Consider the following 12,938-nt stretch of genomic DNA (forward strand, 5'->3'; position numbering starts at 1 on the left):
GCATTACCCCTCAAGTTCGTCTTCAGACGGCTCTTTCTGCAACCAAGAGTAACCTTGAGCTTCCAACTCAAGAGCAAGAGAAGCATCACCGCTCTTAACGATTTTGCCGTCAGACAATACATGTACAAAGTCAGGCTTAATGTAATCCAAAAGACGCTGATAATGCGTTACCACAATAAAACTACGATCAGCTGAACGCTGGCTATTTACGCCTTCCGCTACCACTTGCAGCGCATCGATATCCAAGCCAGAGTCGGTTTCATCCAGAATGCAAAGCTTTGGCTTAAGCAATAACATTTGCATTAGCTCATTACGCTTTTTCTCACCACCAGAAAAACCTTCGTTAACGCCACGCTTCAAGAAAGCCACAGGCAAATTAACTTGTTTACAAGCCGCTTTCGCTTCTTTCAGGAAATCAGCTGAACTTATCGCTTCTTCACCACGAGCTTCGCGTTGCGCATCAACAGAAGCTTTCAAGAACTCCAGATTACTCACACCTGGAATCTCGACAGGATACTGGAACGCTAAGAATAAACCTGCGCGCGCACGTTCTTCCGTTTCCATTTCAAGTAAATCTTCACCGTCAAGCGTCACACTACCACTTTCAACGCTGTAACCATCGCGGCCAGACAAAACATAGCCTAGGGTACTTTTACCTGCACCATTGGGACCCATGATCGCGTGAACTTCGCCAGGTTTAATATCTAAATCCAACCCTTTGATAATTTGTTTTTCTTCAACGCTGGCGTGCAAATCTTTTATCGTCAACAAACTGTTCGTGTTCGACATTTTTAATAATTCCTTAACCTACTGAGCCTTCAAGGCTTATTTCTAGTAACTTGCCCGCTTCAACGGCAAATTCCATTGGTAATTCTTTAAATACTTCCTTACAGAAGCCATTCACAATCATAGAGACGGCTTTTTCAGGATCTAGTCCACGTTGGCGACACAAGAACATCTGCTCATCACTGACTTTCGAGGTCGTTGCTTCGTGCTCAACAATAGCGGACGGATTACGGCTTTCCACATAAGGGAAAGTATGCGCGCCACATTGATCACCAATCAGCAGAGAATCACACTGGGTAAAGTTACGAGCACCTTCAGCACCTGGGTTCATACGCACAAGACCACGGTAACTGTTGTTACTTCTGCCTGCCGAAATGCCTTTTGAAATGATAGTGGACTTGGTATTTTTACCAAGGTGGATCATCTTGGTCCCGGTGTCGGCTTGCTGACGACCACGCGTCAAAGCCACCGAGTAGAACTCACCAACACTGTTATCGCCTTTCAAAATACAGCTTGGGTATTTCCAAGTAACAGAAGAACCTGTTTCTACCTGCGTCCATGAAATTTTAGCGTTGGTATGGCAAATGCCACGTTTGGTAACAAAGTTGTAGATACCGCCTTTACCGTTCTCATCGCCTGGATACCAGTTCTGTACGGTTGAGTATTTAATCTCAGCGTTATCCATAGCAACCAATTCGACAACAGCAGCGTGTAGCTGGTTCTCATCGCGCTGTGGCGCTGTACAACCTTCAAGATAACTTACATGACTGCCTTCATCAGCAACAATCAAGGTACGTTCAAATTGACCTGTGTTTTGTTCATTGATTCGGAAGTAGGTAGATAACTCCATTGGGCAACGAGTGCCTTTTGGGATATAAACAAAAGAACCATCAGTAAACACGGCGCAGTTCAACGCGGCATAGTAGTTGTCTTTTTTAGGAACAACACTGCCAATGTATTTTTTAACAAGATCAGGATACTTGTGAACGGCTTCAGAAATTGGGCAAAAGATAACACCCGCTTCTTCTAGTTTTTCACGGAATGTGGTCACAACTGACACAGAGTCAAATACGGCATCAACCGCGACACCAGCCAACATCTGCTGCTCAATAAGAGGAATACCAAGCTTCTCATAAGTACGCAGTAACTCAGGGTCAACCTCGTCCAAAGATTTAGGCTTGTCCTTCATACTCTTTGGTGCAGAGTAGTAAGAAATGGACTGAAAATCTATTTTTGGGTAATCAACTAACGCCCAGTCTGGCTCTTCCATTTCTAGCCATTCACGAAATGCGCCTAGACGCCATTCGAGCATCCATTCAGGCTCACCTTTCATTCCAGAAATACGACGAATAACGTCTTCATTCAAACCTGGCTCAAATGTTTCTGATTCTACATCAGACACAAAGCCCGCTTCGTATTCCCGTGCCAGCGCCTTATCTATCTGCTCAGTCATATAAAAACTCACTCAATTATAGTCACCAATACACTGTCAATCAGTGCATCAAGCTCTACTAATTTATTCTCTATTTAATCAACAATCGCCGCGCTAATTTTGTCATTTTCAAAACTACGCTGGCGGCTTTCAAGTTCTTGCCGCTCTGCGACTTGGCGGACATCATTTCGGCGCACTAATTGATCTAGGCTAATTTGATTTAAAAAATCATGTATTTGATCACTTAAATCACACCACAAATGATGGGTCAGGCAGGTGTTACCACTTTGGCAATCACTTCGCCCCTTGCAACCTGTTGCGTCAACCGACTCATTTACAGCATCGACTATTTGCGCAACAAAAATATCACTATTTGAACGACTCAAACGATAGCCTCCACCTGGCCCTCTGACACTGTTTACTAGTGCCCTTTTGCGCAGCTTGGAGAACAATTGTTCAAGATAAGATAGCGATATCCCTTGTCGGCTTGAAATATCAGACAAGGATACGGGTCCCTTATCTGAGTGTAATGCCAAATCAAGCATGGCGGTTACCGCATAACGACCTTTTGTTGTCAGACGCATAAGCCATCCAATTTAGATTATTCTGTGAGAACAAATAGTACACAAAACCTACTGTTTTGATCAAGTATTTACCTGACTATTTTGGTAGGTTATTACTCTCTAAATTAATTAGCGCGTATTTTACGTGCACAAAAGGAAAAACTAAACTGCTGAATAGGGATATCGAGGATATGCTGGGTATAATAAGACCCTGCTGCGAAAGAAACTCAAATAGAAGATTGCAGCGCAAGACAATACGCATAATGATGATAAGATCACTCAAATCGTATTTTGCACCTTGAAGTACAGCACCAAAGCCAATAAAGGAGAACAATATGCCACCTAAAAATCAGGTTGATAACGCTGCAGCAGACACTCCCAAGAAAAAGCCAACCATGCTAATTATTGCTTTTCTGCTGTGCTTTATTTTTAGTGTTTCAGCATCATCTGGTGTTGCCTATATCTTGTTTAAACCCGCACCAGAAACTGCCAAAGCAGCTGATACCTCTTCAGACCAAAGCAAATTAATCGCCACGATGGAGCGAACCATTTCCCAACAAAACGCTAAAATAAAAACTATTGAAGAACAAAGCGAGGTGCTAAAACTCTACCTTAGACACAGTAGCTCAACGGCTTTAAAAAACATCTTGATTGATCAAGAGCGTAATATTCAGGCTTATCTAAAAGTCATGAAGTCTGCGATGAGAGACCTTTCAGCATTGAACCCCAGAACATCGGATTGGAATAACCAATACCAATACCAGTTAGACCTCGCACTAAAAGGCAGTATCGAAAGAGAAGACCTACTCAAGATACTAAAAACAGGCGAACCAAATGAAAAGAGTCAGTAGCAGAAACATCACACCATAGACAGGGATGAATCAATTGCCATTATCAACAATAAAAAACACCAGTATCTTAAAAGCATACGACACCATTAAGACCAGCTTTTGGTTTACCCCCTGTCTTATTTTGTCACTCACTATTTTAGGTTGTTTAACCTTACTGCTTATCGATTTATACGCAGGGCTAGATACATTGCCTTGGCTGACTTTTTTATACCACGCCAGTGCAGAGATCACTCGCGATCTTCTGACCACCGTCGCGAGCAGTGTCATGACTGTTGTCAGTATCACCTTTTCTATTACCATCGTTGCACTCACTAACGCCTCATCACAATTTGGACCTAGGTTAATTCGTAACTTTATGGAAGACTCAAGCACTCAAATCGTGCTTGGCGTATTTATCTCCTTATTTGTTTATTGCCTAATACTGGTTCGGATGACAGATGATTTTGCCGGTGGTGCTTTCCTGCCAGGACTGACGATTGCTGGCGCAATAGCCATGACACTGTTTGGCATTCTTCTGCTCATTTACTTCATCCACCATGTTTCACTCAATTTGCAATCTGACAGCGTCATCGACAATGTGTATAGCGAACTGCAATCCAGCATCAAGCAGATTTTTAAACAACAAAAAGAGGAAGAAGACGCCGACTCTTCAACAAGTCAAAAACAACCTCAGAGGACAAAAACAGCAGATAAAACACGACAGCAGTTCCAGTTTCAAAGCCAATCATGCGGCTATATTCAGGCGATAAACTACGCCGATCTAACCCATGTGATGAGCAAATTGGACGGACACTTGGATATATTAGTGAACCCTGGAGACTTTGTCGTAAAACGAATGGTCATCATGACAAGTGACATTGAAGCGTTTTCAGAAGAAGACAGACAAACATTGCATGAGTGTTTCACCCTAGGACCAAAACGCACCCCCATACAAGACCCTGAATTTGCCGTTCATCAACTGGTCGAGATTGCCTTAAGAGCCCTCTCCCCAGGTATCAACGACCCATATTCTGCCATCGCTTGCATTGATAAACTCACCGCCGCGGTATGTGATTTAACCCAAAAAAGCTTCCCTGAAGGCATAACTTACGATGAGAGTGGTGTAGAAAGAGTCACTTACAAAACCACCTCCTTCGAAAACTTAGCTAACATTGCCTTCAATCAAATCCGCCAGTACTCTCAGTCTTGCTTGGCTGTGCAATTGCGTCAATTAGAAGGCGTGATACGTATTGCGGAGCAGGCAAACCATTCAACACACTGGTCTTTTGTATGCCATCAGAAACTCATGTTAGAGCACGGACTTGAGCAACAACAACTCGTCGACTTGGATAAACAAGAAGTATCTACTCGCCTTAAAACCTTAAACGAGTTAACAGAAAGGGCGTAATACGCCACAATTACTCGCTAACTAACCCACTGTTACTCTGCAAGACGAAGCGACAGACTAATGGGATGGTGGTCGGATGAGTGGATATCCGTATGCACCTTCACATCAAGCACATCCAATCCACGACAATAGATATGATCAAGGTGACGGAGTAAATGCCCCAACTTAGGCTGGCGCATAATAGGCACTTCTTTTAGTAAACAGGACTTAGCCATCTCATCAAAATAGGCCATACGTTTACCATTCCAAGTATTAAAATCACCTGCCAATAATATTGGCCCGTTGTGATGTTCAAACGCTTGGAAAGCCTGATCAAGATGCGCCCTGAATTTATCGAAGGAGACAAAGTTGATCATGTGGGTATTAATAACCAGCAAGGACGACTCTATAAACGAACCGCCCATATTCATTAAGGGGTACTCAGTCGCTAACACCATTTTTTTGGTGTTAGAAATAGGCTCACTATGAGCAGAAACCGAAAAAAAGTGCCTGTTTGCCTCAACGTTTGCCCCAGTTTTAACACCTGTTTCAATATTGGTTTTAACACTCTTAAAACTGCTGGCCATAATCCATTGATGCTGTGAAGAATGATGAAAAAGACCATCGAAAGGCGAGTTCAAAATCGCCTCTTGAAGCAAAATTAAGTCTTTGCCATCAATCAGTGAGGTGAAATCACTTTGCCAACCTTTTCTTTTGCACTTGAACACATTCCACAATAAGACACTCATATCTGGCCCTATCGCCTGCTTCGATGCACTCCCCATAACCTTTAATGATTCAACGCGGCTGAAACGGCTTTTAATCATAATAAATGACCTTACAAATAGGGAGAAAACAATCGAAACAAGTTATTCCGAATCCTTTTATACATAGGCAAGCTTGCCATATCTTCTTCTAAAACCTGCTCTGCATTGAGCTTTTTCGACTCATATAACGCTGTAAGCTCTGAATTAAGATTACTATCAAAACACTCAAGGTTAATTTCGAAGTTAAACTCTAAACTCCTTGCATCCCAATTAGTAGAACCTATAAACGACCACACATCGTCAATAAGAACAATTTTACTGTGATCAAAAGGCCGTTTATTTTTATAGATTTTTATACCGTGTTCTATAATCCGAAGGTAATTGGCTTCCATTACCCAATCAACAAAAAGAATATTACTGCGCTCGGGCACAATAATTTCAACAGACACACCACGCAAAGCCGCAGCATGAAGAGACGTCATCAAGGTCTGGTCAGGGATGAAATAAGGCGTAATGATCTTAACGCTTGTTTGCGCACAAACGAGTGCGTTCATTAATGTCCAACGTATTCTATTATGATGCTCATCGGGCCCATCTTGAATCACTCGGGACACAACAGACGCTTTTTTTGACTCCGTAGTAGCTGGATTGTAAGCGGGGCATTTAATTAACTCGCCCGTCGCGAAAAACCAATCCTCAATAAAGACCTGGCTGATCTGATCTATCACAGGACCTATCACTTTAAAATGAACATCATCAATCGGGTGTTTAGCAGACTCTACCAAATTGCCCTTACTGATATTCATACCACCGATGTAAGCTTCTTGGCCGTCTATACAAAGTATTTTTCTATGGTTTCTTAGATTAATAAAACGAATACCAGTCAAGGAAATAGCCGGTAAGAATTGAGCGGTTCTGACACCTCGTTTCTTTAGTGCCCTATCCGATTTTCGCCAGCTGTAACCCACCCCGATTCCATCTAACAACACATAAACATCAACACCTCGATCTTTTGCTTGCGCCAGTGCCGTTACAAACTCTCGCCCTAGTGAATCGTAATCAAATATATAACTCGATAGTACAATATGATGCTTGGCTGCTCGAATAGACTCTATCATTGCGGGGTAAGCGTTATCGCCATTAACCAGTGGCTCTATACTATTCGCATCGACATAGTTAACGGGATGAATGGTGTAACCTGCGATGATCGACGGTTGCCAATGTTTCGGCTGACCATGAAAATCAATACAATCCTCTTGGTAACGAAAATCTTGCTTCAGTTTTTGAGGATGCTCTCTTTTCGCTAAGCGCTTAATGCGGTTTATGCCAAACAACCAGTAAAATAAGCTACCTAATACGGGAGAAAAAATAACCAGTCCAATCCAGGCAAGTGAAGTTCGATCATTTTCTTTATAAAGCAATACATGTAGAGAAGTCACTACTGACAACCCAATATGTAAAAGCACAATAATGGTTACCCAATAGAAACGAATCCAATCAATCAAAACGTCAAAAATCTGCATAGGCTCCAACTCAATGAATCTACTGTCGGCGTGATTTTCTAAAATCATGACTGATTTTATCACGCAACTTATACTCAATACGTTACAGCATTAATCGACAAGATAAAGTCATTTATAGAAGGCTTACAAGGAAGGATAAACAAAAAACCAAGAGAACTGTCACAACATTGAATATAGAGAGTGATGGATCTATCTACCTAGCCATCACTCTCTGAACATTGCTTAAATCGAGCTTGCCAGCAAGGTTCCCTGTTTAATAGCCCGTTTAGCATCTAACTCAGAGGCCACATCTGCGCCACCAATAAAATGAACCGCATGACCAATCTCACGTTCCAACAATCGATTTGGTTCTTGTCCAGCACACACAACAATCGTATCGACATCAAGACAACGAGCTTCACCATTAACCGTCAAATGCAGTCCTTCATCATCAATGCGCTGATAATCACAACCTGATAAGAAGACAACGCCTTTCTTCAACAACTCAGTACGATGAATCCATCCAGTCGTTTTACCCAAGTTAGCGCCGACCTTAGTTTTCTTACGCTGCAACAAAAAGATCTCGCGCTCAGCCTTTTCAAACTCTGGCTTAACACCTTCCACACCACCACGGGCAGAGAAGCTCATATCTACGCCCCACTGTGACATAAAGTCAGCAATTTTTTGCTCCTTATGGGGCGTCGAATGAATTAGGTATTCGCTGATATCAAAGCCAATGCCTCCAGCTCCGATAATAGCCACTCGCTTGCCAACCGGCTTACCATTCATCACATCCAAGTAGCTCATTACTTTATGATGTTCAACACCTGCAATCTCAGGGGTTCTCGGCAAGATTCCCGTTGCCAGTACAACTTCGTCAAACTTCTCCTTATTTAAAAGTTCTCCATCAACTCGGGTATTCAACTGAAGGTTCACGCCTGTTAATTCAACCTGACGAGCAAAGTACCGCAAGGTTTCATAAAACTCACCTTTACCAGGAATGCGTTTGGCGATATTAAATTGCCCACCCACTTCGTTACCTGCGTCATATAAGGTAACAAGATGGCCACGCTTTGCTGCCGTGGTTGCAAAAGCCAAACCAGCAGGACCGGCACCTACAACGGCAATACGCTTAGGAGAATCCACTGGTGTAATAACAATTTCGGTCTCATGGCAGGCTCTTGGATTAACCAAACAGGACGTCATTTTTTGATCAAATACATGATCCAAGCAAGCTTGGTTACAAGCAATACAAGTATTAATTTCGTCGGCGCGATTTTGCTCTGCTTTTAACACAAATTCAGGATCAGCAAGAAAAGGTCTCGCCATAGAGACAATATCCGCATCACCACGTGCCAGCACTTGCTCTGCCACTTCAGGCGTATTGATTCGATTAGAGGTCACCAAAGGAACAGATAACAATTTCCGTAACTCAGCTGTGACCCAAGTGAATGCAGCACGCGGAACTTTTGTGGCTATCGTCGGCACTCTCGCTTCGTGCCAACCAATTCCCGTACTGATGATACTCGCGCCCGCTTTCTCAATAGCAAGACCCAGCTCAACCACTTCCTCAAGATCACTACCACCTTCCACTAGATCCAACATGGACAAGCGATAGATAATAATAAAATCTGCCCCCACCGCGGCTCGAATTCGCCTAACAATCTCTGTCGGCAACTTGATCCTATGAGCGTATTCACCGCCCCACTCGTCTTCTCGCTGGTTTGTTCGACTGGCAATAAATTGATTCAGCAAATAACCTTCTGAACCCATCACCTCAACGCCATCGTAGCCCGCTTTTTTAGCTAGAATAGCGGCGTTAATAAAATCAGATATTTGCTTTTCAATACCTTCAGGCGTTAATGCCTCAGGCGTAAAGGGATTAATAGGTGCTTGTAGGGCCGATGGCGCGACCAATTTAGGATTGTAAGCATAACGCCCCGTATGCAAGATCTGCATGCATATCTTTCCACCTTCTGCATGGACCGCATCCGTAATGATACGATGCTTTTCAACATCCTCTTCTGACGCCATTTTAGCTGCGCCAGCATAAACAGCACCTTCAGAATTAGGAGCAATGCCGCCAGTGACAATCAAACCAACACCACCACGAGCGCGCTCCGCATAGAAAACAGCCATTCGCTCAATTCCGCCTTTTACTTCCTCTAGACCTAAATGCATAGACCCCATCAACACTCGGTTCTTCAACTGAGTAAAGCCTAGGTCTAGTGGCTCGAACAAATTCGGATAGGTTGAATGGCTCATAATCATCACTCGCTTTGTTTATTATTTTTTGAACTGCCGCTGCCCGCGTGCAATTTTGACACTGTCAAGATAGGTTTTCATTTTGACATTGTCAAGATACAAGTATTTAATCAGCCCATGTCGACATTAAAAACACAATACCATCACGGTGATCTCACTAAATCATTACTTCAATCCGCTGCTCTGATTATCAAAGAGCAAGGAGTTGAAAGCCTCAGCATGCGTAAACTTGCAGACACAGTTGGTGTTTCAAGAACAGCGCCATACCATCATTTCAAGGATAAGAACGCGTTACTTTGCGCACTTGCAGAGAAAGGTTTTCATGAACAAGAAAGCATGCTTTTCGCTCTAAAAGCAGAGCAAAAACCCGCCACTGACGTTTTTAAACAATACGTTCATGCTTATCTAGAATACGCACTCCAACACAATGAAACCTACGACCTGATGTATGGTAGAACATTATGGAAAGCCGGAACCCCTAGTGACTCACTGAAAGCAGCATCAAAGCAAACCTTTAAAGCTTGGATAGATTGGGTAGAAGAGTTACAAGAACAAAAGGTACTTCCTAACAGCAATACGCCACTCAGAATAGGACAAACAACCTGGGCTAGCCTTCACGGATTAGCGAGGCTGTTTATTGATGGTATCTATCTAGACAAAGAGGATTTAGCAGATATGGTTGAGCAAATGATAAAAAACCTATGCTCAACCAGCGCCTAAATTAGACCGAGTATTAGACAAAAGCTGCTCTTTACGTAATCGCCTAATATCCCTGTGACTTAAATACAATAACGGAGTGATAACAAACACCGACCCAACAAACACACCCAAATCAGGTGTATCACCAAAGATCCACCAACCTAACAAGAAGGCAAAAATCAAACCGGAATATTCAGCACTCGTTACTTTGCTTGACGCCACATAACGATAACCAACTAAGCAAGAAACACTGTATAAAATAGAACAAACCGATGATAAAGCAGCGTAGATCAAAACTTCAAATTCAAATTTTTCACCCTCCCAAATTGCTAGCCCACTAACCATAGGTAACGCAAAAAGCTGGGTCACAAATAAACCATAAAACATACTTTGTTCTTGAGGTATTTTTTTTATCAATAAGCTATTTACCGCCAGAACAACCGCAAAAAGAATCGCACTAATCATGGCAAGCGTCACCTCAGTCGGCCTTAGAATCACCAAAATACCAATAAAGCCCAATATAACAGCAAGCACAACATCCACACTCAAACGCTCTTTATAGAAAAAAGCACCAAACAGCATGATAAAAATAGGCGCCACATAGAACACCGCATTAGCCGTCGCCAAAGATAGCTCAGACAATGAAATGACAAGCAAAACCGAACCTAAAACCCATAAATTGCCTCGAATAACATGCAACTTTAGACCCAATGTTGCGACCGCTTTAGGTGAGCTCAAGTATTTCATTACAGCGATTGGAAAAAGAATAAGACACATAAAAACGGCACGAAAAAACGTGAACTGAAAAATGGCAACATCAACGCCAGCCATTTTAATAAAGACATCACACAAAGTGGCAAAAAAACTACCTAATACAAGAATCAAAATAGCGCTACTTACTGTACGACCTGACAAAACGCTTCTCCATGAAAACTTATTGCAATATTCACCTTAGCTTAATAAGTTAAAGTCATTAGTTAAAATGATATATTTAGATTAAGTATTAGTTATTTGGATATATAGTATGCTGCCTCCGCTAAAATCACTCCCTGTTTTCGAAGCTGTTGCTCGATTAAACAGCTTCTCGTTAGCTGCTAACGAACTCAATGTTAGCCAAAGTGCGGTCTCTCATCAGATAAGGATTTTAGAGAACCACCTAGGTGAAAACCTATTTCATCGACAAGGACGAAAGCTAGAACTTACCATTGAAGGCAAACATTACTTAGATTCAATCAGCAATTCATTGCTACAAATTGAAGAAGCGACAAACCATATTAGAGGCCAACAAAAAACACACATTCGATTAGCTGTATACAGCTCATTCGCTGTTTACTGGCTTATACCAAGACTCCCAGAGCTAAAGCACTTGTACCCGAACTTAGAACTGAGTATCGAAATGAGCCATGGCTCGCCCGACTTATCTGATCGAACGGCCGACTTTTTCATTACAATTGAAAATGAAAAACGAGGATTTCTCTTTGATCACATATACCAAGAAGAACTGTTTCCAGTGTGTAGTCACAGTTATTATGAAACAATAAAAAATAAATTAGGAACAGTAACCAACCAAGAACTGACCAGCAAACTAAATAATGATCCTAGCTTACTCGCACAATTCCCACTTATCACTTCTTACAGCATCTATGATCGACATACAGAGGACTGGAAACGCTGGTTTGGTAATTTAAATCGCCCTTTACCAGAAGGCATTCAGTTCCATCAATTTAGCCATCTTATGCTAGCTTATGAAGCCGCCAAACATTCTCTCGGCATTGCTCTCGTCAACGACTACATGATGAGCGAAAAACATGACCAGACCACCTTAGTAAAACTACCTTGCAGCGCATTTAAAACGGGTGACAACTTTTACACTGCTTATAAAGAAAGCCGCAAAGATGAAGAGGTAATTAAGTCTTTTAGAGACTGGCTAAGAAAGGAAGCGAAGACACTAACGACTCTTGCAATATAAGATCCATACATTTGATAGTGCATAACACTAGAGTTACGCTTTGATAGACCATATAAGGCACGATAAGGCGTCTTCTTTTGATGTCACGCGCTGACGAGTCGAAGGATGAGACAACCGCAAACTGAGTACGAGAGGGTAAGCCATTACTGCGTGGCGCATGGCTCAGGCAAATCAGATACAGGACATAAGGCGGGATAAGGCGCGCTCTTTTGATGACCCGCGCAGACGCGTCGAAGAATGAGACAGGCGCAAGCGGGGCACAAAAGAGCAAGCCATTACAGCTTAGCTTGTTGATTCCCCGTAACGAAAAAACCTGGCTTTGGAGTGCCATGCGACGACCACAATGATCTGAAGCGGTGCTTCATCCCCTTCGGGCATCCTGCGGATGTCTTCCACTAGCACCTTCGGTGCATCGTGTAATCACATGTATCCAAAAGTAGTAAAGAGATAGATGACGATATTCCAAAACGAAAAAACCCCGCCCTGCTTCGCAGGACGGGGTTCTTTTCATTTTAAAGCTTGACGACGACCTACTCTCACATGGGATCTCCCACACTACCATCGGCGATGGCGCTTTTCACTTCTGAGTTCGGGATGGGATCAGGTGGTTCAACGCCTCTATGATCGTCAAGCAATTCGTTTTGCGTTTTGTTCTGGCTGGACTTTTTTCGTCTCACCACAACACGCGAATACGTGCTTGGATCTTTAACAATTCATTTTGAAATAGTGATAACCAAG

The 12,938-nt window shown here is 42.6% G+C and carries 11 protein-coding genes and 1 rRNA gene; 4 read left to right on the forward strand and 8 right to left on the reverse strand.

Going from position 1 to position 12,938, the window contains the following annotated elements:
- Positions 1 to 3: 3 nt before the first annotated feature.
- From sufC to iscR, 3 genes are all read right to left on the reverse strand, one after another.
- Positions 4 to 789: a Fe-S cluster assembly ATPase SufC gene (gene sufC, locus DFP75_RS08160; protein ID WP_110574393.1), complete on the reverse strand. Its 786-nt coding sequence runs from the start codon at positions 787 to 789 to the stop codon at positions 4 to 6.
- Positions 790 to 802: 13 nt separating this feature from the next.
- Entirely contained in the window at positions 803 to 2,239 is a 1,437-nt protein-coding gene (gene sufB, locus DFP75_RS08165; RefSeq protein WP_110574395.1) for a Fe-S cluster assembly protein SufB, read from the reverse strand.
- Between the two features lie 74 nt (positions 2,240 to 2,313).
- On the reverse strand, positions 2,314 to 2,802 hold the full coding sequence (gene iscR / locus DFP75_RS08170; RefSeq protein WP_110574397.1) for a Fe-S cluster assembly transcriptional regulator IscR: 489 nt from the start codon (positions 2,800 to 2,802) through the stop codon (positions 2,314 to 2,316).
- Between the two features lie 314 nt (positions 2,803 to 3,116).
- Between iscR and DFP75_RS08180 the strand changes: the two genes are divergently transcribed.
- Both DFP75_RS08180 and DFP75_RS08185 read left to right on the forward strand, forming a co-directional pair.
- Entirely contained in the window at positions 3,117 to 3,632 is a 516-nt protein-coding gene (locus DFP75_RS08180; protein ID WP_110574401.1) for a hypothetical protein, read from the forward strand.
- A 34-nt stretch (positions 3,633 to 3,666) separates the two neighbouring features.
- Positions 3,667 to 5,019, forward strand: coding sequence for a DUF2254 domain-containing protein (locus tag DFP75_RS08185; RefSeq protein ID WP_181417008.1), 1,353 nt, complete (start codon positions 3,667 to 3,669; stop codon positions 5,017 to 5,019).
- A 32-nt stretch (positions 5,020 to 5,051) separates the two neighbouring features.
- On the opposite strand, the gene DFP75_RS08190 is transcribed toward DFP75_RS08185, so the two are convergent.
- The 3 genes from DFP75_RS08190 to DFP75_RS08200 all read right to left on the reverse strand — a co-directional run bounded on the left by DFP75_RS08190 (position 5,052) and on the right by DFP75_RS08200 (position 9,532).
- Positions 5,052 to 5,825: an endonuclease/exonuclease/phosphatase family protein gene (locus DFP75_RS08190; protein WP_110574405.1), complete on the reverse strand. Its 774-nt coding sequence runs from the start codon at positions 5,823 to 5,825 to the stop codon at positions 5,052 to 5,054.
- 11 nt (positions 5,826 to 5,836) lie between these two features.
- Positions 5,837 to 7,288 (reverse strand): phospholipase D-like domain-containing protein, encoded by a 1,452-nt coding sequence (locus DFP75_RS08195; RefSeq protein ID WP_110574482.1) that lies wholly within the window; start codon positions 7,286 to 7,288, stop codon positions 5,837 to 5,839.
- 222 nt (positions 7,289 to 7,510) lie between these two features.
- Positions 7,511 to 9,532: an oxidoreductase gene (locus DFP75_RS08200; protein ID WP_110574407.1), complete on the reverse strand. Its 2,022-nt coding sequence runs from the start codon at positions 9,530 to 9,532 to the stop codon at positions 7,511 to 7,513.
- Here DFP75_RS08200 and DFP75_RS08205 point away from each other — a divergent pair.
- The gene (locus tag DFP75_RS08205) at positions 9,524 to 10,252 is read left to right on the forward strand and encodes a TetR/AcrR family transcriptional regulator (RefSeq protein WP_342767501.1); all 729 of its coding nucleotides are present in this window, start codon (positions 9,524 to 9,526) and stop codon (positions 10,250 to 10,252) included. The genes DFP75_RS08200 and DFP75_RS08205 overlap by 9 nt on opposite strands.
- On the opposite strand, the gene DFP75_RS08210 is transcribed toward DFP75_RS08205, so the two are convergent.
- Positions 10,238 to 11,146 (reverse strand): DMT family transporter, encoded by a 909-nt coding sequence (locus tag DFP75_RS08210; protein ID WP_110574409.1) that lies wholly within the window; start codon positions 11,144 to 11,146, stop codon positions 10,238 to 10,240. The two genes, DFP75_RS08205 and DFP75_RS08210, sit on opposite strands and share 15 nt — an antisense overlap.
- A 109-nt stretch (positions 11,147 to 11,255) precedes the next feature.
- On the opposite strand from DFP75_RS08210, the gene DFP75_RS08215 reads away from it, so the two are divergent.
- Positions 11,256 to 12,200 carry a LysR substrate-binding domain-containing protein gene (locus DFP75_RS08215; RefSeq protein ID WP_110574411.1) on the forward strand — a complete coding sequence of 315 codons (945 nt, stop codon included), beginning with the start codon at positions 11,256 to 11,258 and terminating at the stop codon, positions 12,198 to 12,200.
- A 517-nt stretch (positions 12,201 to 12,717) separates the two neighbouring features.
- Here the strand turns inward: DFP75_RS08215 and rrf are convergent.
- Positions 12,718 to 12,832: ribosomal RNA gene (gene rrf / locus DFP75_RS08220) — 5S ribosomal RNA — on the reverse strand.
- Positions 12,833 to 12,938 lie beyond the last annotated feature (106 nt).

Source organism: Marinomonas alcarazii, from assembly GCF_003208215.1.
GTDB classification, from domain to species: Bacteria; Pseudomonadota; Gammaproteobacteria; order Pseudomonadales; family Marinomonadaceae; genus Marinomonas; species Marinomonas alcarazii.